19 protein-coding genes are annotated in these 20,009 nt (G+C 71.1%); 4 read left to right on the forward strand and 15 right to left on the reverse strand.

From position 1 onward, the window contains the following. Positions 1-38 precede the first annotated feature (38 nt). Both AB0959_RS31585 and AB0959_RS31590 read right to left on the reverse strand, forming a co-directional pair. On the reverse strand, positions 39-1,196 hold the full coding sequence (locus tag AB0959_RS31585) for a HoxN/HupN/NixA family nickel/cobalt transporter (RefSeq protein WP_366830084.1): 1,158 nt from the start codon (positions 1,194-1,196) through the stop codon (positions 39-41). A gap of 130 nt (positions 1,197-1,326) precedes the next feature. Beyond that, positions 1,327-1,758, reverse strand: a complete 432-nt coding sequence (locus tag AB0959_RS31590; protein WP_366830085.1) for a GNAT family N-acetyltransferase — start codon at positions 1,756-1,758, stop codon at positions 1,327-1,329. Positions 1,759-1,784: 26 nt separating this feature from the next. On the opposite strand from AB0959_RS31590, the gene AB0959_RS31595 reads away from it, so the two are divergent. Next, entirely contained in the window at positions 1,785-2,315 is a 531-nt protein-coding gene (locus tag AB0959_RS31595; protein ID WP_366830086.1) for a CGNR zinc finger domain-containing protein, read from the forward strand. Between the two features lie 52 nt (positions 2,316-2,367). On the opposite strand, the gene AB0959_RS31600 is transcribed toward AB0959_RS31595, so the two are convergent. The 4 genes from AB0959_RS31600 to AB0959_RS31615 are packed head-to-tail and all read right to left on the reverse strand — an operon-like array spanning position 2,368 to position 5,701. Continuing rightward, positions 2,368-3,201, reverse strand: coding sequence for a methyltransferase domain-containing protein (locus tag AB0959_RS31600; protein ID WP_366830087.1), 834 nt, complete (start codon positions 3,199-3,201; stop codon positions 2,368-2,370). Positions 3,202-3,249: 48 nt separating this feature from the next. Next, positions 3,250-3,885, reverse strand: coding sequence for a DUF4232 domain-containing protein (locus tag AB0959_RS31605; RefSeq protein ID WP_366830088.1), 636 nt, complete (start codon positions 3,883-3,885; stop codon positions 3,250-3,252). A 35-nt stretch (positions 3,886-3,920) separates the two neighbouring features. Then, entirely contained in the window at positions 3,921-4,601 is a 681-nt protein-coding gene (locus tag AB0959_RS31610; protein ID WP_366830089.1) for a response regulator transcription factor, read from the reverse strand. Continuing rightward, positions 4,598-5,701: a sensor histidine kinase gene (locus AB0959_RS31615; RefSeq protein ID WP_366830090.1), complete on the reverse strand. Its 1,104-nt coding sequence runs from the start codon at positions 5,699-5,701 to the stop codon at positions 4,598-4,600. The genes AB0959_RS31610 and AB0959_RS31615 overlap by 4 nt, the downstream gene beginning before the upstream one ends. A 167-nt stretch (positions 5,702-5,868) precedes the next feature. Here AB0959_RS31615 and AB0959_RS31620 point away from each other — a divergent pair, with 167 nt between their 5' ends. Next, on the forward strand, positions 5,869-6,876 hold the full coding sequence (locus AB0959_RS31620) for a carboxymuconolactone decarboxylase family protein (RefSeq protein WP_366830092.1): 1,008 nt from the start codon (positions 5,869-5,871) through the stop codon (positions 6,874-6,876). Between the two features lie 150 nt (positions 6,877-7,026). Next, on the forward strand, positions 7,027-7,698 hold the full coding sequence (locus AB0959_RS31625) for a hypothetical protein (protein WP_366830093.1): 672 nt from the start codon (positions 7,027-7,029) through the stop codon (positions 7,696-7,698). A gap of 63 nt (positions 7,699-7,761) precedes the next feature. Here AB0959_RS31625 and AB0959_RS31630 read toward each other — a convergent pair whose 3' ends face one another. The 9 genes from AB0959_RS31630 to AB0959_RS31670 all read right to left on the reverse strand — a co-directional run bounded on the left by AB0959_RS31630 (position 7,762) and on the right by AB0959_RS31670 (position 19,131). After that, a complete protein-coding gene (locus AB0959_RS31630) occupies positions 7,762-9,312 on the reverse strand; it encodes an NCS1 family nucleobase:cation symporter-1 (RefSeq protein WP_366830094.1) in 1,551 nt (516 codons plus the stop codon). Between the two features lie 131 nt (positions 9,313-9,443). Next, the gene (locus AB0959_RS31635) at positions 9,444-10,466 is read right to left on the reverse strand and encodes a TIGR03842 family LLM class F420-dependent oxidoreductase (RefSeq protein WP_366830095.1); all 1,023 of its coding nucleotides are present in this window, start codon (positions 10,464-10,466) and stop codon (positions 9,444-9,446) included. Between the two features lie 17 nt (positions 10,467-10,483). Continuing rightward, entirely contained in the window at positions 10,484-11,887 is a 1,404-nt protein-coding gene (gene hydA / locus AB0959_RS31640; protein WP_366830096.1) for a dihydropyrimidinase, read from the reverse strand. A gap of 125 nt (positions 11,888-12,012) precedes the next feature. After that, positions 12,013-12,855 carry a nitrilase-related carbon-nitrogen hydrolase gene (locus AB0959_RS31645; RefSeq protein ID WP_366830097.1) on the reverse strand — a complete coding sequence of 281 codons (843 nt, stop codon included), beginning with the start codon at positions 12,853-12,855 and terminating at the stop codon, positions 12,013-12,015. A gap of 202 nt (positions 12,856-13,057) precedes the next feature. Continuing rightward, positions 13,058-14,620, reverse strand: coding sequence for a PucR family transcriptional regulator (locus AB0959_RS31650; protein WP_366830098.1), 1,563 nt, complete (start codon positions 14,618-14,620; stop codon positions 13,058-13,060). Positions 14,621-14,665: 45 nt separating this feature from the next. Next, the gene (locus AB0959_RS31655) at positions 14,666-15,952 is read right to left on the reverse strand and encodes an aspartate aminotransferase family protein (protein WP_366830099.1); all 1,287 of its coding nucleotides are present in this window, start codon (positions 15,950-15,952) and stop codon (positions 14,666-14,668) included. Beyond that, a complete protein-coding gene (locus tag AB0959_RS31660; RefSeq protein ID WP_366830100.1) occupies positions 15,949-16,791 on the reverse strand; it encodes a nitrilase-related carbon-nitrogen hydrolase in 843 nt (280 codons plus the stop codon). The genes AB0959_RS31655 and AB0959_RS31660 overlap by 4 nt, the downstream gene beginning before the upstream one ends. Positions 16,792-16,967: 176 nt before the next feature. Beyond that, complete coding sequence (locus AB0959_RS31665) at positions 16,968-18,713, reverse strand: hypothetical protein (protein ID WP_366830101.1); 1,746 nt, start codon at positions 18,711-18,713, stop codon at positions 16,968-16,970. A 166-nt stretch (positions 18,714-18,879) separates the two neighbouring features. Next, positions 18,880-19,131 (reverse strand): helix-turn-helix transcriptional regulator, encoded by a 252-nt coding sequence (locus AB0959_RS31670; RefSeq protein WP_366830102.1) that lies wholly within the window; start codon positions 19,129-19,131, stop codon positions 18,880-18,882. Between the two features lie 95 nt (positions 19,132-19,226). On the opposite strand from AB0959_RS31670, the gene map reads away from it, so the two are divergent. Then, the gene (gene map / locus AB0959_RS31675) at positions 19,227-19,994 is read left to right on the forward strand and encodes a type I methionyl aminopeptidase (RefSeq protein WP_366830103.1); all 768 of its coding nucleotides are present in this window, start codon (positions 19,227-19,229) and stop codon (positions 19,992-19,994) included. The last annotated feature ends 15 nt before the right edge of the window (positions 19,995-20,009 follow it).

Raw genomic sequence — 20,009 nt, forward strand, 5'->3', positions numbered from 1 at the left:
GCGTCACACCGGTCCCCCGTGTCCCCCTCGCCGGCCGGTCACTCGGCCGCGTGCTCGGCGGCGGGCCCGGCGAGGTCCGCCGTCCACCTCTCCTCGATCCGTGCGACCTTCCACACCAGCAGGGCGACCGCCCACGTGGCGAAGAAGAGCCCGACGACGACGTAGCCGATGACGTTGAGGTCCAGCCCGGAGACCCAGTCCCAGAACGGGCCGTGCAGATCCGCCTTCTCGGCGATCAGGCCCAGCAGTTCGACCGTGCCGATGATGAGCGCGACGGCCACCGACAGGCCCGTGATCATGAGGTTGTAGTAGACCTTGCGGACCGGCTTGGAGAACGCCCACCCGTACGCGAAGTTCATGAACGAGCCGTCGATCGTGTCCAGCAGCGACATGCCGGCCGCGAAGAGGACCGGCAGGCAGAGGATCGCGTACCAGGGCAGCCCGGAGACCGCACCCGAGCCCGCCAGCACCAGCAGCGCGACCTCCGTCGCCGTGTCGAAGCCGAGGCCGAAGAGCACGCCGAGCGGGTACATCTGCCACGGCTTCGTGATCGACTTCATCAGCCGGCCGAGGAGCCGGTTCATGAAGCCCCGGTTGTTCAACTGCCGCTCCAGCGCCTCCTCGTCGAAGGATCCGGAGCGCATCTCTCGGAAGACCTTCCAGATCCCCGCCAGGATCACCAGGTTGATGACCGCGATGAGGTACAGGAAGGTCCCGGAGACGGTGGTGCCGATCCAGCCGGTGAGGTCGTGCAGCCGGGATTCGTCGTTCCGCACCGGTCCGGTGAGCGCCTTGACCCCGAGCGAGAGCAGGAAGGTGAGGGCGAAGACGACGCTCGAGTGGCCGAGCGAGAACCAGAAGCCGACCGACAGCGGGCGCTGTCCCTCGCTCATCAGTTTGCGCGTGGTGTTGTCGATGGCGGCGATGTGGTCGGCGTCGAAGGCGTGCCGCATGCCGAGGGTGTACGCGGTGACACCCATCCCGACGCCGAAGGTCGCGGAACCCAGGCGGTAGTGCTCGGGGGCGACGATCACCACGAGCGTGAACCAGCCGATGACGTGCAGCGCCAGGATGAACGCGGCCATACCGCCGAGGTTCGCCCACTCCCGTCGTGTCATCGAGGCGCGGACGCGGCGCCATGAGGAACGGCCCTTCGCTGCCATGGCCGGGTCGAGGGTACGGGGAGGGGTGGCCATGGGAACGGGCGTGCCTTCTTCTCGTGCTCGGCGTGTCTGCTTGTTCGACCGGTTCGGCTTCTTGCTCGGCGACCCGTTCAGCCTCGTGCGCAGCTGTGGCAGCTGCAACCCCGTCGCAGTAAAGCCCGCGTCACGTTTCCGTCAGCGCCTGCGGAGCGACGGAGGGGCGCAGGTCCACCCGGGCGACCTCACGTTCCCGGAACCAGTCGAGCAGTGCCCGCCTGATCGAGCGGTCGTGGCCACGCCGCCGGTGCGCCGGGTCGGTGACCACGCCGATCACGTGCCCGATCCGGCCGTTGGGCAGGTGCGGGCCGGGCAGCCGTTGCTCGATGGCGCCGATGCCGCAGGCGGCGAGACCGTCGTGACCGTCACCCACCACGAGGACGCGCACGCTGTCCATGGCCAGCTGTTCCCTCAGCACCACGGCCAGGGCGTCCAGCCACTCCTCGTCCGCCGACGCGCGGGTGAACTCGAACAGCGAGGCCTGCAGACGTACGAGCTCCACGAGGTCGTACTCCACGGCCTGCCGTACGTCGGGCCGGTCTCCGGTGCGTTGTCGCATACCGACCAGGCTGCTGTAATGACCTTGTGCATCTCAACCCTTACGGCCAGGACGCCGTGGAGCTGGCCGCGGACCTGGCCAACCGGCGCCCGGCCGACGCCGAGGAACTCGCGGACCGCTGTCGCGCAGCAGGGCTCGTGCTGGAACTCCCGGTCACACCACACGACCTCGACCACGCCCAGGAGGCACTGGACGCGTGGGAGAAGGTCGTCGACGCCACGGACGAGCACGAGCGCGCCGGACTGCTCAACCACATGCTGGCGGCGTCCACCGCCCACCCGCGGATGACCAACCACACCGGAACCGGCTGGCACATGCACTACCGCGACGAACGGCTGTCCCTCGGCTCCCTGTTGTTCTCACTGATCTCCGTGGGCACCGCACTGCACCTGTCGGGACGGGGCATGCACCGCCTGCGGCGCTGCGCCGTGTCCGAGTGCGCCACGATCTTCGCCGACACCTCCCGCACCGGAAGACAGCGCTACTGCTCCCCACGCTGCGCCAACCGCGACGCGGTACGCCGCCACCGGGCGCGCACCGGGCCGTCCGCCCCCTGAAAGCCGGCTGCCCTGACGATCGGCGGCCCCTGACCGTCGGCTGCCCCCCGGGCTACGGCCGGCGCCTGCCCGCCGTCAGCAGATGCCCGCTCACACCGAGCAGCGACGGCTCGGACTCGATCCGCCGGGTCGCCGCGAGAACGGTCTCGCGCCGCTCGGGGTCGTCCAGCCACTCCTCGACGCCGCCCATCAGCCAGGCGACGCCCTCGACGCCGTACTGGCCCTCGCACACGAGGCCCGCGTCGGTGAACTCGCCGGGGACCTCGGCGGGGTCCGCGAAGTACGCGGTGGTGAAGAGGGGGTCCTCGGGTACGGGCACGTGACGGCCGTCGGCCAGGACGGCGTCGGTCCGCGCGCGCCGCGCCGGCATGAAGTAGTGCCCCAGCTGAAGGCCGTCGTGGAGACATGCGAACCGGTTGATCGTGGCCGCGACGACCAGCCCACCCGGCTTGACCGCCCTGAGCGCCTCGCCGAGTGCGCGTACCCGGTCGTCGCGCTCCGGCAGGTGGTAGAGGGGTCCCAGCAGGAGCACGACGTCGTACACCGCGTCCTCGGCAGGCAGCTCGCGGGCATCGCCGGGCCGGACACTGACTCCTGGCAGCCGCGCGGACTGTTCGAGGTGGAGCGGTACGGGGTCCACGAGCTCCACCTCGTACCCGTCGCCCGCAAGCCACTCGGCGTGCACGCCGCTGCCGCCGCCGACGTCGAGCACGCGCGCGGGCGTCTCGGGAAGGAGCCGACGCAGCACCTCCTGGGTGCGCCAGAACTCCAGCCGTCCGGCGCCCTGTTTGAGGCGGGCATCCTCCTCTCCCCGCTCGTAGTAGGCAAGGATCTCCGAACGCAGAGCGGGTGGTTGGGACTCGGTGGCGGTCTGTGACTGAGTCATGCCTCAAGGCTGCTGATCCCGGACAGGACCCCGCAACCGGTTAATCCTTCAGGGGATCTTCTTCCACGCCGTCGTCCCCAGGACGTTCTCCGGGCCGATGTCGAGGTAGTCCTCGGCGCGCACAGTCGTGACGTCGTCCCCCTTCCCGGGTGCGACGCGCAGGAACGTGCTCTTCCCGGTGTTCATCCGCCAGTACAGCGCCGCGCCGGCGGTCTCGCCCGGAGCGAGGGTCAGCGGCTGGGGGCCGGGGTCCTCCGGGGCCATGGGCACCTCGTCCGTGCCCTCGACGGTGCGCACGCCCTTCATGGCCGCGCCCGACTCGTCGAGCACCGTGACGGAGGGGTAGCCCTTCAACTCGTACGGCTTCGACGAGCAGTTGGTCAGGGTGAGGGTCGTCGCGCGCAGTCCCATGGCGGCGTTGACGAGTTCGGTGCCGAAGCGCACGCCGGACGGCGGGCAGCCCTCCTGCGGCTGGACCCTTACCGACGGTGAGGCGTCGGGAGTCACGGAAGCGGACGGTGGAGCGGGCGGTGGCTCGGGTGCCCGGCTCGTGGCCGGCGGGCGTTCGGGATCGGGGTCGAGCTCACGGTCCAGTTCGGTGGAGAGCCCGCATCCGCTCGCGCACAGCGCCAGCACGCCGAATAGGAGGGCGTACCGGGACGAGGTGCGGCGTATCGCGATCACGCGCCGATCCTCGCACGCGCCCTCCGCGGAAGGGCTCACTCCGCCGGGCCGCGTGCCGTCACCAGTCCCGACTCGTAGGCGAACACGACGAGTTGGGCCCGGTCGCGGGCGCCGAGCTTCGTCATCGCGCGGCTCACATGGGTCTTGGCGGTGAACGGGCTGATGACCATGTGCTCGGCGATCTCCTCGTTGGTGAGCCCCCGCGCGGCCAGCGCCGTGACCTCGCGTTCGCGGCGGGTGAGGCACTCCAGGCCGGGTGCGGTGGCACGGTCCGGTGGCCGGGACACGAACTCGCCGATCAGCGTCCGCGTCACCGACGGTGACAGCAGTGCCTCGCCGCCCGCCACGACCTCGATGGCCTGGAGCAGGTCGGCGGGCTCCGTGTCCTTGAGCAGGAAGCCGCTGGCACCGGCGCGCAACGCCTCGAAGACGTAACTGTCGAGGCCGTAGTTGGTGAGGATCACGACGCGCACGCCGGACAGGGCCGGGTCGGCCGCGATACGGCGGGTGGCCTCGATGCCCGTCATCACCGGCATCTGCACGTCGACGAGCGCGATGTCCGGGACCTCGGCGCGTACCAGGGCCACTCCCTGCTCGCCGTCCGCGGCCTCGCCCACCACCTCGATGCCGTCCTCGGCGTCCAGCAGAGCCCGGAAGCCCGCCCGCATCAGCGCCTGGTCGTCGACGAGCGCCACCCGGATCACGTCGTCCGTCATCCCGAATCCCCCAGCGGCAGCCGCGCCAGCACCGCGAATCCGCCCTCCTCGCGCGGGGAGGCGTCCAGTGTGCCGCCGAGGGCGGTGACGCGTTCGCGCATGCCGGTGAGGCCGATGCCGGGGGTGGGCGGACAGGCCGGGTCGGCGGTGCCGTCGTCCTCGACGCGTACCGTCACGTCACCCTCGCCGTACGCGAGTTGGACGCTGACCTTGGCCGGGCCGGCGTGCCGTGCCGCGTTCGTGAGTGCCTCCTGGACGATGCGGTACATCGCCCGGCCGACCGTCTCCGTCAGCCGCCGCTCCTCCCCCGTCACCGTCAGATCGACCGCGAGCCCCGCCGCCCGCGCCCGCTCCACGAGCAGTGCGGGTGTGCCGGTCGGCTCGTCGGTGCGCAGCACGTCCAGCGTGGCGCGCAGCTCGCGCATGGCCTCGCCGCTCGCCTCCTGGATCGCGAGCAGCGCGGGCGGCACCTCCTCGCCGCGCTTGCGGGCCAGGTGCACGGCGACGCCCGCCTGGAGTTTGACGATCGAGATGCTGTGGGTGAGGGAGTCGTGCAACTCCCTCGCTATGCGCAGGCGTTCCTCGCCGGCCCTGCGCAGCGCCGCCTCCTCCCGGGTGCGTTCGGCCTCCAGTGCTCGCTGTTCGGTCTGGCGCAGATACGCCTGCCAGTTGCGGTCGGCCAGGCCCGTCACCACCGCGCACAGGAACCAGCCGGCGAGCAGCAGCGTCTCGCGCGTGATGTCCGAGGTGGCCGAACCCGCCGCCGCGTAGCCGCCGAGGAAGACGGCGGCCGCCGCGGCGGCCGTGCCCCGGTGTCCGGACCGCGACGCGGTGTGCACCGCGCCCACGACGGGGATGGCCAGGGTGCTCGCGGGCCCGGCGTGGAGGACTTCGGCGAGGAGGCAGCCGGTGGTGACCGCGAGGACCGCGCGCGGGGCGGTGCGGTGCGCGGCGATGGCCAGCGAACCGGCCGCGATCAGCGCCCAGTCGAGGGGCCCCGCACGGTCGTCCGCCACGGCGGCGAGCACGGTGATCGCGCCGGCCACGACCGCGCCGGCCGCGTCGGCGAGTCGCTCGCGTGTGATTCGATGCCCGCTCATGCCCGCACAGTAGACCGCCCCGCCGACAGGGACGTCAGTCCTGCGGACGGCTCCTGGACTACTCCCCGGGTAGTAGTGCCGACCGTCGGCCGGCCCGGTCGTCGCAGCGTCAACTGCCTTCCGCGGTACGACGATTCGCCCCGCCCCGGCGGCGCACGCTACTGCCCATGTCCACACCCTTCCGTCACACGGAGCCCCTCCCGCCCAGGTCGGCCACCGGCACCGTCGCCGAGGTGTACGCGCAGATCGCCCTCGACTTCGGCATCGCCGAGCCCTCCACCTTCGTGGTCCTGTCCTCCGCGCCCGAACTCCTCGCGCCCGCCTGGGCGTTACTGCGTGAGTCGCTCATCGCGGGGGCCGGCAGCCGGACCGGCAAGGAACTGGTGGCGCTCGGGGTGTCGCTCGCCAACAGGTGCCCGTTCTGCGTGAACGCGCACACCGTGCTCCTGCACGCCACCGGCGACCATGCGCTCGCCGAACGGGTGGCCCGCGGGGAGCGCCCTGAGAGCGAGGAGCACGCGCGCCTGCTCGCCTGGGGGCAGCGCACGCGTGTGCCCGGCGCCGCTTTGGAGCCGTACCCCTTCCCGCGCGAGCACGCCCCCGCCCACCTCGGCACCGCGCTCACCTTCCACTTCATCAACAGGATCGCGTCGGCCCTGCTGACCGAGAACCTGCTGCCGGCGGGCGCCCAGGGCTTCCGCGCGGTACGGAGCCTCGCGGGGCGGGCGCTCTCCAGGGCCGTGCGCCGTCCCGCCCGGCCCGGCGAGTCCCTCGTGCTGCTCGACCACATCGATCCCGGCGAGGCCCCGGCGTGGGCGGGCGGCACGCCGGTCGGCCTCGCATACGCGGCGCTGCTCAGGGCGGCCATGGCGGGCGCGGGCCTCCTCGACGCCGACGACCACGACCTCGTGGAGGCCGTCCTGCAGGACTGGGACGGCACCCATCCGCCGCTCGCCCTGGACGGTTTCCCGGACCGCCGGGAGCGCCCGGGGGCTCGGCTCGCGCTGCTGGCCGCCCTCGCGCCGTACCGCATCACGGACGAGGACGTGGCGGCCTGGCGCCGGCCCGAGCACACCGACCACTGTCTGGTGCACCTGGTCGCGTACGGCGCCTTCACGGCCGTGGACCGTATCGAAAGCGCTCTTTCCGCTCAAATCATCCAGGAGGCCATGTAACTCACCCAGGACACCACGTAACCACGGCCCTCCCGTAACGGCGTCGGCACGGAGCGAGTTGGCCCTTCCGCCTCACAGGGAGTCATGTGACACTGGCGTCCCGTCCGCAGTGCGGACTCCCTCCGCACCGTCCCCCACAAGAAGTGCGTCGTGCGTTCTCTCCCCTTGCCGCTCGCCCTCACCGCGCGTCTGTCACCCGTCGTCGTGCTCGCCGCGATGGGCTGGGCGTTGACGTCCGGTCCGTTCGCCGCGACTCCGGCCGGGGAGAACGATCCGGCCGGGAAGAACGCCGCCGCGTCCGGGTCCGACAAGTCCGCTCCCGCGACATCCGCGGCCTCCAAGACGTATCCGCAGGCACCCGCCCCCTGCAAGGGCATCTCGGAAAAAACGGTCAAATCCCTTGTTCCTGGCGCCAAGGCGGCAGGGAAGGAGATAACGTCGACCGACAAGGCCATACGACGCACCTGCTCCTGGAACGCCCTCAAGGGCTACGACTACCGCTGGCTCGACGTCTCCTACGAGATCAAGGACTCCGACCAGAAGGCCCGGACCGCCTACGAGCAGCGCACCAAGGAGGCGAGCGGCGGAGGGGTGGTGCCCGGCCTCGGTGACGCGGCGTACTCCGTCGTGAACCTCACCACCGACAAGAAGCAGCAGACGCGGGAGGGCGTGGTGATCGCCCGCGCCTCCAACGCTCTCGTGGTCATCACGTACAACGGCAGCAACTTCGAGACCAAGAAGGCGCCCGGCACGGACGAGATCAACAAGGGCGCCATCAAGGCCGCGAAGGAGGCGGTGGCCGCGCTGGTCGACGCCCAGTAGACCGGGACAGACCGGGACGTCCCAGCACGGCCACACCGTCAGAAGACCGTTATCTCAGCCGCGTCAGGCGTGGGCCGGCTGTCGCTCCCTTCCGCCCATCAGCGCCACGTACAGCACCAGCGACGTGGCCAGGCCCACGGCCCAGCCGTAGTCGGCGAGCGGCTTCAGGAACGGGATCAGTCCGTCGGCCGGGAACGGGCCCGTCTTCACCCCCTTGGCGTCCACGCCCGAGTACGAGCCGCCCACGGCGAGCACACCGCCGATCACGAAGGCGGCCACGGCCCGCCAGTTCCAGCCGTTCGCGTACCAGTAGCGACCGCCCGGCCGGTACAGGTCCGCGAGGTGCAGGACCGTGCGGCGGACGATCCAGTAGTCGGCGATGAGGATGCCCGCGACCGTGCCGAGCAGACCGCCGACCACACCGAGCCACGTGAAGATGTAGAACTCGGGTGTGGAGATCAGCTTCCACGGGAAGATCAGCACCCCGATGACACCGGTGATCAGCGCGCCCGTACGGAAGTTGATGAGCTTCGGGGCCAGGTTGGCCAGGTCGTACGCCGGGGAGACCACGTTCGCCGCGATGTTCACGGAGATGGTGGCCACCAGCACGATGATCAGGGCGAAGAGCAGGCCGAAGGCGCTGTCCGTCTTGGCGGCCAGCGTGACCGGGTCCCAGATCGCCTCGCCGTAGACCACCTCGGAGCCGGAGGTGACCAGCACGGCGAGGACCGCGAACAGCGTCATCGTCGTGGGCAGCCCCAGCGACTGGCCCCAGGTCTGGGCCTTCTGGCTGGCGCCGAAGCGGGTGAAGTCGGGGATGTTGAGGGACAGAGTGGCCCAGAAACCGATCATTCCCATGAGGGACGGGAAGAAGACCGGCCAGAAGTCGGCGCCCCAGCCCAGCTTCGAGGGCTGGTCGAGCAGCGCGCCGAATCCGTCCGCCTTGACCGCGATCCAGATCAGCAGCACGAGCGCGCCCACGATCACGAAGGGCGCGGCCCAGTTCTCGAAGTGCCGCAGGAAGTCCATGCCGCGGTAGATGATGGCGATCTGCGCGGCCCAGAAGAGGAGGAAGCAGAGCCACAGCGGCCAGGGGTTGCCGGCGATCCGGCTCGCGTTCTCCCAGTGACCGCCGGTGAGCTTGGAGCCCAGGGCGAAGACGCCGCTGCCGCCGATCCAGGTCTGGATGCCGAACCAGCCGCAGGCCACGGCCGCACGGATCAGCGCCGGGATGTTGGCACCGCGCAGACCGAAGGAGGCGCGGGCGAGCACCGGGAAGGGGATGCCGTACTTGGGTCCGGCGTGCCCGGTGGCCAGCATCGGCAGCAGCACGATGATGTTGGCGAGGGCGATGGTGAAGACTGCCTGCTTCCAGTCCATGCCGAGGGCGACCAGGCCGGAGGCCAGGGTCCAGCTGGGGATGCAGTGGGCCATGGAGATCCACAGGGCCGCGAAGTTGTACGTCGTCCACTTGCGCTCGGAGACCGGGACGGGACGCAGGTCCTCGTTGGCGAAGGGGCTGTCGGCGGGGAAGGCCTCGGGGGCGAGCTCGATCCGGCCGTCGCTGTCGGCGGTCTGGGCTATCGACGACCCCGTGGGGACTGTTTCGGTCATGGGCAGGCCAATCAGGGGAGGTGGGACGGGAAAGGCCGTGCGGTGGCCTGGGCGGTGCCGGCCCCTCCCCGGAACGGAGGGAGGGGAGACCAGGTGTGGGGGTCGGGTGGTGCGGTGGTGGGAGCGGCGGGTCAGGCGTTGACCGCGGGGATCACCTGCGTGCCGTACCTGTCGATCACGGTTTCCTGGGCGTCGTGCATGTCGTACACGGCGAACTGGTCCACGCCCAGCTCGCGCAGTGCGTTCAGCTTCTCGATGTGCTTCTCGACGGGTCCGATGACGCAGAACCGGTCGACGATCTCGTCGGGTACGAACTGGGTGTCCGGGTTGTCGGCGCGCCCGTGGTGGGAGTAGTCGTACCCCTCACGGGCCTTGATGTAGTCGGTGAGTTCGTCGGGTACGGCCGCGGAGTGCTCGCCGTACTTGGCGACGAGGTCCGCGACGTGGTTCCCGACCATGCCGCCGAACCAGCGGCACTGCTCGCGTGCGTGGGCGAGCGCCTCGGGAGAGTCGTCCTCGGTGACGTACGCGGGGGCGGCCACGCAGATCCTGACGTCGGACGGGTCGCGCCCGGCGGCGACGGCCGCGTCCTTCACCGCCTTGACCATGTACTCGGTCAGGTACAGGTCCGCGAGCTGGAGGATGAAGCCGTCGGCCTCCTCACCGGTCATCTTCAGGGCCTTCGGTCCGTACGCGGCCATCCAGACCGGGAGTTCGGCGCCGGGTCTGATCCAGGGGAACCGGACGACGGTGCCGCCGCCGAGGTCGGCCTCTCCCCCGCCGCCCAGGGACCGGATCACCTTCATGGCCTCGCTGATGCGGGCCAGCGTGTTGGGCTTGCGGCCGGCGACCCGCATCGCGGAGTCACCGCGGCCGATGCCGCACACGGTGCGGTGGCCGAACATGTCGTTGAGGGTGGCGAAGGTGGAGGCGGTGACCTCCCAGGTGCGGGTGCCCGGGTTGGTGACCATGGGGCCGACGATCAGTCTCGAGGTGTGGGACAGGATCTGGCTGTAGATGACGAACGGCTCCTGCCACAGCACGGCGGAGTCGAAGGTCCAGCCGTGGGTGAAGCCGTTGTCCTCGGCACGCTTCATCAGGTCGATGACCCGCGAGGCCGGCGGATCGGTCTGCAGGACGAGTCCGAAGTCCATGGGCGTCCACTCCTGGTTCAGGTCAGGTACTGACAGGTGGAGCGGGGGGTGTAGACGCCGTGACCCGCGCGTCCGGTGAACTCCCGCTCGGTGATGACGAGTTCGCCGCGCGAGAGGACGGTCTCGACCCGGCCGGTGGTGCGCTTGCCCTCGTACGCCGAGTAGTCGACGTTCATGTGGTGGGTCTCGGCGGACATGACCTGCTCGGCGTCCGGGTCGTAGATGACGATGTCGGCGTCGGCGCCCGGGGCGATGGTGCCCTTCTTGGGGTACAGGCCGAACATGCGGGCCGGGGTGGCGCAGGCGATCTCGATCCAGCGCCGCCGCGAGATGTGCCCGTCGACGACCGCCTGGTGGAGCAGGTCCATACGGTTCTCGACGCCGGGGAGACCGTTCGGGATCTTGGAGAAGTCGCCGCGGCCGAGCTCCTTCTGACCGGTGAAGCAGAAGGGGCAGTGGTCGGTGGAGACCACCTGGAGGTCGTTGGTCCTCAGGCCCCGCCACAGCCTGGCCTGGTGCTCCTTCGGCCTGAGCGGTGTGCTGCACACGTACTTCGCGCCCTCGAAGTCCGGCTCCGCGAGGTTGTCCGTGGACAGGAACAGGTACTGGGGGCAGGTCTCGCCGAAGACGTTGAGTCCCTCGTCGCGTGCCCGCGCCAACTCGGCGACCGCCTCCATCGCCGAGACGTGCACGACGTACAGGGGCGCACCGGCCACCTGGGCGAGTTTGATGGCGCGGTGGGTGGCCTCGGCCTCCAGCAGGGCCTTGCGGACCTCGCCGTGATAGCGGGGGTCGGTCTCCCCTCGCGCCAGCGCCTGCTCGACGAGCACGTCGATGGCGATGCCGTTCTCGGCGTGCATCATGATCAGGCCGCCGTTGTCGGCGGAGCGCTGCATGGCGCGCAGGATCTGGCCGTCGTCGCTGTAGAAGACGCCGGGGTAGGCCATGAACTGTTTGAAGGAGGTGACGCCCTCCTCCACCAGCAGGTCCATCTCCTTGAGCGTCTCCTGGTTCACATCGGAGACGATCATGTGGAAGCCGTAGTCGATGGCGCACTGGGCGTCGGCCTTCGCCATCCAGGCGTCCAGGCCCTCCCTGAGCGAGTGGCCCACGCTCTGCACGGCGAAGTCGATGATGGTGGTCGTGCCGCCCCAGGCGGCGGCCCGGGTGCCGGTCTCGAAGGTGTCCGAGGCGAAGGTGCCGCCGAACGGCAGCTCCATGTGCGTGTGCGCGTCGACGCCGCCGGGGATCACGTACTTCCCTGTGGCGTCCATCGTGTGCTCGGCCGTCCAGGCCTCGGCGGCCGGGGTGCCGCTCGCGGCGAGGGCGGCGATGCGGCCGTCCTCGATCAGGACGTCGGCGTGGATCTCGTCGGACGCGGTGATGACGAGACCGCCGCGGATGATTTTACGGCTGCTCATGACGCTCCGCTGGTCGCAGGTGGGTACGTGCGGGTTGTTTGTGGTTGCTCGCGCCCACGCGGCGGCAGCCGCATATCGGGCACAGCCCCGCGCCCCTGAGCAACCAGGGGCGCGGCCACGCTTCGTTACGGCGCCGTCAGCGGGTCGTACGCCTCCGGGCGGCGGTCGCGGAAGAACTGCCAGCGGTCGCGGACCTCGCGCAGTTTGGCCATGTCGAGGTCGCGGACGACGAGTTCGGTCTCCTTGTCGCTCGCCACCTCGCCGACGAACTGGGCCTCCGGGTCCACGAAGTACGAGGTCCCGTAGAAGTCGTTGTCGCCGAGGTCCTCGACGCCGACCCGGTTGATCGCGCCGATGAAGTACTCGTTGGCGACGGCCGACGCCGGCTGCTCCAGCTGCCACAGGTAGCGGGAGAGGCCGCGCGAGGTGGCCGACGGGTTGAACACGATCTCGGCGCCCGCGAGCCCCAGCGCGCGCCAGCCCTCCGGGAAGTGCCGGTCGTAGCAGATGTACACGCCGATCCGGCCGGCGGCCGTGTCGAATACGGGCCAGCCCGCGTTGCCCGGGCGGAAGTAGAACTTCTCCCAGAAGCCCGGCACTTGAGGGATGTGGTGCTTGCGGTACTTGCCGAGGTACGAGCCGTCCGCGTCGATCACGGCGGCCGTGTTGTAGAGGACGCCGGGCTGCTCCTCCTCGTACATCGGCAGGACGAGGACGAGGCGCAGCTCCTTGGCGAGCGCCTGGAAGCGCTTGACGATCGGCCCCTCGGGGATCTGCTCGGCGTACTCGTAGAACGCCTTGTCCTGCACCTGGCAGAAGTACGGTCCGTAGAACAGCTCCTGGAAGCACAGGACCTGAGCACCCTGCGCGGCCGCGTCCCGGGCCGCCTGCTCGTGTACCTGGATCATCGATTCCTTGTCGCCGGTCCACGCGGTCTGGAAGACGGCGGCACGGATCACTCTGCTCATCGGGACCTCCGGTCGCTCGGTGTGCGGCGAGCTTAGGGAGCCCGGAAGCGGGCTTTGAGTTGCACGGTGTCACGTCTGAGGGCGTGTGGCGTGCCACGGTGTCACCCTTGCCCTGGCCCATGTTTCACCGCCGTTTTCCCAGGTCTTTCCATGTTTCACAGCTGTTGCGCGGGGCGCGGGTGCGGCTTCGTGGCGAGCCGGGTCAGCCCTGTTGCGCGTCGTGCGCGAGGAGCGCGATGTGCACGGAGGCCGCCTGCTCGAAGTCGTCGAGGTCGACGCCGAGGCGGGTCTCTATCGCCTCCAGACGGCGGTACAGCGCGGGCCGGCTGACGTGGTGGAGCTGCGCGGTGAGGGACTTGTTGCGGCCGGTCGCGAGGTAGGTCCGCAGCACGGGCAGGAGGTCGTGTTCGGCGTGGCGGTCGCCGCAGAGCAGGCCGTCCAGTTCCCGCTCGGCGAAGGCCTGTACGTGCGGGTCGTCCCGGAGCAGCCTGACCAGCCCGCGCAGGTGGACGTCCCTCAGGCGTACGACGACGGGCAGGTCGAGGCCGGCCGCCGACTGGGCCACGGCGTCGGCCACGTGCTGGGCCTCGCGCAGTCCGGCGGGCACGTCCTCCCAGGAGGTGCGCGGGTCCGCGGCAGCCACGACCGTGCTCCCCGCCCCCGACTCCGTACGCAGCCGGGTCGCGAAGTGCGCGGCCAGCGCCTCCGCGTCCTGATCCCGGGCAAGGCTCAGCAGGACGGCCGTCGCCCCCTCGGCGAGCTCGGCTACGAGCCCCGACAGCCCCACCATGCGCAGGACGCGGTCGAGCCCGGAGGGGTCACCGTCCCTCACCACGAGGGGGACGAACGTGCGGCGGTTGACCGGGAGTCCGGCCGCCCGGGCTCTCGGGAGCAGCGCTCTCGCGGGGACGGCTCCGGAGATCAGGTCGGTCAGCAGGCTCTGCGCCGACTCCTCCTCCCAGGTGTGCACGGAGCCGCCGAGCATGTGGTGCAGGACGAGGGCCTCGGCGGCGCGATCCGCGAGCAGCCGCCCGGTGGTCGTGTCACCGCGGTAGCCGCACAGCACGATCCGTCCCCAGCGCTCCCCGCGCCCGCCGAGCTCGGCGCGCACCCAGCCGTCGCCCTCGCTGCCGCCGGCCTGCCGGGAGATGCGCTCCCAGTCGCGCAGCACGTCGTCGACCGCGGACCGCTCCCCGGCCGTGGCGAGCACACGGTGGGCGAGGTTGGTGACGACGACGGGACATCCCGCGTGCTTCGCGATCTCGTCGAGGAGGCGTTGCAGCGGGGCGCCCGCGGTGATGAGCCCGGTCAGTGCCGTCCGTACGGTCTCCGACAGGCTGACGGCCGCGAACTTCCGGCGCACCAGCCGCGACTGGACCTCCTCGGTCAGCTCGGCGAAGGGGAACGGCCGGTGCAGCACCACCATGGGCAGCCCGCACCGCTCCGCCGCCCGGCGCATCACGTCGGGCGGCGACGGGAAGGCCCGGCCGAGTCCCAGGACGACGGCCGCGGCCTCCGCGCGGTGCAAGGAGTGGATGTACTCGGCCTGCGCCTCGGTGTCGCCGGCGAGCAGTACCCCGGTCGTGAGCACCATCTCGCCGCCGCTGAGCATCACGCCGACGTCGGCGGCCTCGGCGACGTGCACCCAGCGCACGAGCCGGTCGAGGTGACTCGCCCCGGCCACCACCTCGGGTTCTCCGGCGAGCACCCGGTCCAGGGCGAGGACCTGGCGGACCGACAGGGCGGGTTCCAGGGCGGCGGTCATGGGCGATTACCCCTTGCTATGAAAATGGCCGGGTACGACCGGCTGTCACAAGAGCGTCCTCAGAGCGCTCTCCAGGATCTCCGCGCCCTCCTCCGCCTCGGCGACGGTGAGCGACAGGGGCGGGGCGACGCGCAGCACGCTGGTGTTGTGGCCGCCGCCCTTGCCGATCAGCAGCCCGCCCTCGCGGGCGGCCTCCAGCACGGCCGCCGCCGCGTCCGGGTCGGCCTCGTCCGTGCCGGGCTTCGCCAGCTCGATGCCGATCATGAGCCCCCGGCCGCGTACCTCGCGGACGGCGGGGACCTGCGCGGCGATCGCCCGCAGCCGCTCGATGAGCAGCCCGCCGACGCGCCGTGCGTTGCCCTGGAGGTCGTGCTCCAGCAGGTAGGTCAGGTTGGCGAGGCCCGCGGCCATGGTGATCTGGGTGCCGCCGAAGGTGGAGATCGAGTTGCTGTCGAGGCAGTTCATGATCTCGGCGCGGGCGACGACACCGCCGATGGACATGCCGTTGCCGATGCCCTTGGCGAAGGTGAGGATGTCCGGCGGCCCGTTCTGGCCGTGGGCCTGCCAGCCCCAGAAGTGCTCGCCGGTGCGGCCCCAGCCGGTCTGCACCTCGTCGGCGATCCACAGGATGTCCTGGGCCTGGAGCACCTCGCGGAAGGCGGCGTACAGGCCGTCGGGCGGCGCGGTGAAGCCGCCGACGCCCTGGATGGGTTCGGCGATGAGGGCGGCGGGCGCGCGGGTGTGGCCGAGGAGGTCCCTCAGGTCCTCGACGCAGGCCGCGATGAAGTCGGCGTCGCTCAGGTCGGCGTAGGGGCCGCGGGTGCGGACGCCGCCGTGGACGTACAGCGTCTGCAGCGGCGAGAGCGAGGTCGGGGACCAGCCCTTGTTGCCGGTGATGCCGACCGCGCTGAACGAGCGGCCGTGGTAGCTGTTGCGCATCGCCAGGATCTGGTTGCTGCGGCGGTACGTCGTGGCCAGCAGCAGCGCGGTGTCGTTGGCCTCGGTGCCGGACGTGGTGAAGAAGACCCGCGCGTCCGGGATGCCGGACAACTTCGCGATGCGCTCGGCGAGTTCGACCATCGGCCGGTTGAGGTACAGCGTGGACGAGTGGATGATCCGCCCGGCCTGCTCGCTGACCGCCTTGGTGACCTCGGGGAGCGCGTGCGCGGTCATCGTGGTGAGGATGCCGTCGAAGAAGTCGAGGTACCTGTTCCCGTCGGCGTCCCAGACGTGGCGGCCCTCGCCGTGGGTGATCTCGAGAGGGTTCGCGTAGTAGAGGGCGAGCCAGTCGGGCATGACGGCCCTGTGGCGCCCGAGCAGTTCACTTGTCACGGCTGTACCAGTCCTTCGTAGGCGTCGGGTCGGCGATCACGGTAGAACGCCCACTGCTGTCGTACGTCCTCGATCAGGTCGAAGTCGAGATCCCGTACGACGAGTTCCTCGTCCCTGTCGCTCGCGGTCCCTCCCACGAACTGTCCTCGGGGGTCGACGAAGTAGCTCGTCCCGTAGAAGTCGTTGTCCCCGTACTCCTCCTTGCCCACACGGTTGATCGCGGCGACGAAGTACTCGTTGGCGACGGCCGCCGCCGGCTGCTCCAGCTGCCACAGGTGGGAGGACAGGCCCCGGTGGGTGGCGGACGGGTTGTAGACGAGCTGGGCGCCGTTCAGGCCGAGCTGCCGCCAGCCCTCCGGGAAGTGGCGGTCGTAGCAGATGTACACGCCGATCTTGCCGACCGCCGTGTCGAAGACGGGCCAGCCCAGGTTCCCCGGCTTGAAGTAGTACTTCTCCCAGAAACCCTTGACCTGCGGAATGTGGTGCTTGCGGTACTTGCCGAGGTAGGTGCCGTCCGCGTCGATCACGGCCGCGGTGTTGTAGTAGAAGCCGGACTGCTCGACCTCGAAGACCGGGACGACGATCACCATGCCCGTTTCGCGGGCCAGATCCCGCATACGACGGACCGTCGGTCCGTCGGGCACGGGCTCGGCCCAGGAGTAGTGCTCGGGCTCCTGGACCTGGCAGAAGTAGGGGGCGTTGAAGACTTCCTGGAAGCCGATGACTCTGGCGCCCCGCCTTGCCGCCTCGCGGGCGTGCTCGATGTGCTTGGCGACCATGGACTCGGTGTCCCCGGTCCAGGTCGCCTGGACCAGAGCGGCGCGTACGACGTCGGCCATGAGCTGCTCCTTCGGCGGGGACGTCAGAGAGCCTCTACGCCCGTAGAAACAGGTCGTAGAGGCTTGAACGTAAGCCTCCCCGCTCACCTGGGCAAGACCATCGCCGTTAACCGGACGAGTCGACCCCGTTTCGCACCCCTCCGGGTGACCGCGCCCGTGCCGTGCCGGGCGGCTGGTCAGGCGGCGAAGCCCGCGACACGCAGGGCGTGGACGAGGTCCCAGTACCGCTCGTCCGACACGCGTCGCGCGGCCTCCAGGAGCAGGGGGCCCACGCGCTGCGGGTCGGCCTCGGCGCTCCGGGCGGCTTCTTCGGGTGTACGGATGCGCACGTACGCGTCCAGGAGCGCGCGTACCTCCCGGTCGCGCCCCTCACGGGCGAGGGCGAGGACGGCGCCGCCGATCTCGCCGGCCGGGCGGGCCACGCCCTGCCGCAGCATCTGCTCCCCGTCGGTGGCGCGCCCCGCCGCGGCCAGCGCGTCCGCGGCGGCGACCAGCTTCTCCGCGGGCAGCGAGGCGGCCTCCCACAGGAGGGTGGCCCAGTCGGCGCCGAGGCCGGCGCGGTGCAGTTCGGCGGCGAGCAGCGGATAGCGGGCCGCGGGCCAGTGGGCCGCCTCGACGAGCAGGGCGTGCGCCTCGCCGCTGCGCCCGTCGCGCCGCAGGGCGATCAGCGTCTCGACGGTCCCGGTGACCTCCTGGCGCTCGGCGTCGTCGAGCGGCTGCCGGCGCCTGGGCTGGGGCCGCGCGGCCCCGGCCGTGTCGGCCGCGCCCGCGAACCGGGCGCCTCGGGGTGTACGGGTCCGGGGGGCGGCGGCCGGGGCGGGTGCCGTCGAGGGGGCGACGGCCGCGGGAGGCGTCTCCTCGGCGTCCATCATCCCGGCGAAACGGGCGCTGCCACGGGGGCGGCGTTTGGCCTTGGTCCGCTGCTTGGGGGCCGGGTCGGCGGGGGGCCGGCTCTCCGGCTCGGGTGCGGGGGTGGTCGTGGGGACGGATGCGGATGTGGAGGCGGTGGTGAGGGCGGCCGCGCCGGAGGCGGGGCCCGGGTCGGTGGCGGTCCGGCCCGGCTGCCGGAAGCCGAAGGGCTCGTCGGCGTCGTGGGCTCCGGGCACGTCGTGGACTCCGGGGGCGGCGAAGGCATCCGGGGTATGAGGGCCAGGGGTGTGGAAGGCCCCTGGGACGTGGGTGCCGATTCCTGCCCGGAGGGCGGCGGCGTGAGTTTCCTCGCCCCCACCCCTACCCGTCCCCTCCCCGGGGCTCCGCACCGGACCCCGCTCCTCGAACGCCGGAGGGGCTGAAACCGCGCGTCGGGCGCCCGCCGCTGCTTCCGAGGGGTGTTCACCCCTGTCCCGTACCCGGAAGACGGCTCCGGCGTCCGCGTCCCGGAAGCGTGGCGCGGCCTGCCCTGGTGTGCGCGGGGCACGGCGGTCGAGGTCGGTGAGGCGGGCGCGGAGCTCGGTGCAACGGGCCGTGGCCCGTTCGTGGTCGTCCTGGGCCCAGGCCAGGTCGAGACGGAGGGACTCGGCTTCCTGCGGGGTGGTGGCCGTCCGGAGCCGGTGGGAGAGTTCGGCGTGGCGCTCGGCGGCGTGGCGCTGCTCGCGGATCATGACGCCGAGGCGGTCGCCCAGTGCGTCGCGGGCTCCGGGTCCGGAGTCGTGGGCTGGCAGCGCGGCTCCGTGCAGGGCGCGGGCCCGCTCGGCCTCCTGAGCCGCGGCGGCGGGACCGTATGCGGTGGCGAGGTCCTGCAGGAGCGCCTCCACCACGTCCCACGGCGGGACCTCCCGGCCGTCGAGGCAGGCGCGCATGCCCTCGGGGTCCCGCTGCCAGAACACCGCGCACCAGCCACCGGCCGGATCGATCCGGGTCAGCAGCTTGTTCAGGTAGCTCGCGAACTCCCTCGCCTGCACGGGGAGTTGGTCCACAGCCATCGCTCGACTCCCGCCAGACTGGAGTGCTCCGGCCCCGTAGAAAACACCAGCCGTGTTACAGGACTGCTACGGGGAGTTTTCAGAAGGGGCGCAGTGTGCTCTGTGGGGTCGGGTGACGCCTGTGCGTGACCCGTTCGAGGAGGGGGTGGAACCCGGGACAGCACACCTAGGCCGGGGCCGGCACGCACCGGCCGACGAGGGCGTCCATCGACAGACCGAGCACCTGGGCCAGCGCCGCCACGGTGAAGAAGGCCGGGGTCGGGGCGCGGCCTGTCTCGATCTTGCGGAGGGTCTCGGCGGAGATCCCGGCGGACGCGGCGATCTCCGCCATGCTCCGGTCGCCACGGGCTTCGCGCAGCAACCTCCCGAGCCGCTCGCCGCGCTCACGCTCTTCGGGGGTCAGGGGGTTGCGGACCATGAGCCCATTCTAATACCGATCGCCACCGGCCGGACCGTCTTGGCGATGACAGGGTGGCGGTATAGTAATTGGGCGCAGGCGGTATAGTAATTGGCATGGTGGAACTGAAGACCGACGCGTCGATCGACGCGATGTACGACACGGGACAGGTCGTCGGGCAGGCGCTCACAGCGGTGCGGAAGGCCGCGGAGGTGGGAGTCTCGCTCCTGGAGCTGGACGAGGTGGCGCGGGAGGTGCTGCGTCGGGCCGGCGCGGGGTCCCCCTTCCTCGGCTACCGCCCCTCCTTCGCGCCCACGCCCTTCCCGGCCGTGATCTGCGCCTCGGTCAATGACGCGATCGTGCACGGCATCCCGACGACGTACCGGCTGCGGGACGGCGACCTGGTGTCCATCGACTGCGGTGCCGAACTCGGCGGCTGGGCCGGCGACTCGGCCATCAGCTTCGTCGTCGGCACACCGCGCGCGGCCGACCTGCGGCTGGTCGAGACGGCCGAGCGCGCGCTGGAGGCGGGCATCGCCGCCGCGGTGGTCGGCAACCGCATCGGCGACATCGCGCACGCCATCGGCTCGGTGTGCCGCGCGGCCGGGTACGGCATCCCGGACGGGTTCGGCGGCCACGGGATCGGCCGCCGTATGCACGAGGACCCTTCGGTGCCGAACGAGGGCCGTCCCGGCCGTGGGATGCGGCTGCGGCACGGGATGGCGCTCGCCATCGAGCCCATGCTGATCGGTGGAGGTGGAGACGGATACCACGAGGCTTCGGACGGGTGGACTCTGCGGACGAACGACGGGTCGCGGGCGGCGCACGCGGAGCACACGGTGGCGATCATGGAGTCGGGGCCGCGGGTGCTGACTGAGCGGTGAGCGCCGTTGGGGGTC

It is taken from the genome of Streptomyces sp. NPDC046862 (genome assembly GCF_040704615.1).
Classification (GTDB): domain Bacteria; phylum Actinomycetota; class Actinomycetes; order Streptomycetales; family Streptomycetaceae; genus Streptomyces.

Excerpts from the sequence above, each read along its gene's own strand:
- AB0959_RS31585 (WP_366830084.1), bottom strand. The coding sequence starts at position 1,196 with ATGGCCACCCCTCCCCGTACCCTCGACCCGGCCATGGCAGCGAAGGGC.
- AB0959_RS31590 (WP_366830085.1), bottom strand. The coding sequence starts at position 1,758 with ATGCGACAACGCACCGGAGACCGGCCCGACGTACGGCAGGCCGTGGAG.
- AB0959_RS31600 (WP_366830087.1), bottom strand. The coding sequence starts at position 3,201 with ATGACTCAGTCACAGACCGCCACCGAGTCCCAACCACCCGCTCTGCGT.
- AB0959_RS31610 (WP_366830089.1), bottom strand. The coding sequence starts at position 4,601 with ATGACGGACGACGTGATCCGGGTGGCGCTCGTCGACGACCAGGCGCTG.
- AB0959_RS31615 (WP_366830090.1), bottom strand. The coding sequence starts at position 5,701 with ATGAGCGGGCATCGAATCACACGCGAGCGACTCGCCGACGCGGCCGGC.
- AB0959_RS31620 (WP_366830092.1), top strand. The coding sequence starts at position 5,869 with ATGTCCACACCCTTCCGTCACACGGAGCCCCTCCCGCCCAGGTCGGCC.
- AB0959_RS31630 (WP_366830094.1), bottom strand. The coding sequence starts at position 9,312 with ATGACCGAAACAGTCCCCACGGGGTCGTCGATAGCCCAGACCGCCGAC.
- AB0959_RS31635 (WP_366830095.1), bottom strand. The coding sequence starts at position 10,466 with ATGGACTTCGGACTCGTCCTGCAGACCGATCCGCCGGCCTCGCGGGTC.
- hydA (WP_366830096.1), bottom strand. The coding sequence starts at position 11,887 with ATGAGCAGCCGTAAAATCATCCGCGGCGGTCTCGTCATCACCGCGTCC.
- AB0959_RS31645 (WP_366830097.1), bottom strand. The coding sequence starts at position 12,855 with ATGAGCAGAGTGATCCGTGCCGCCGTCTTCCAGACCGCGTGGACCGGC.
- AB0959_RS31650 (WP_366830098.1), bottom strand. The coding sequence starts at position 14,620 with ATGACCGCCGCCCTGGAACCCGCCCTGTCGGTCCGCCAGGTCCTCGCC.
- AB0959_RS31660 (WP_366830100.1), bottom strand. The coding sequence starts at position 16,791 with ATGGCCGACGTCGTACGCGCCGCTCTGGTCCAGGCGACCTGGACCGGG.
- AB0959_RS31665 (WP_366830101.1), bottom strand. The coding sequence starts at position 18,713 with ATGGCTGTGGACCAACTCCCCGTGCAGGCGAGGGAGTTCGCGAGCTAC.
- AB0959_RS31670 (WP_366830102.1), bottom strand. The coding sequence starts at position 19,131 with ATGGTCCGCAACCCCCTGACCCCCGAAGAGCGTGAGCGCGGCGAGCGG.
- map (WP_366830103.1), top strand. The coding sequence starts at position 19,227 with ATGGTGGAACTGAAGACCGACGCGTCGATCGACGCGATGTACGACACG.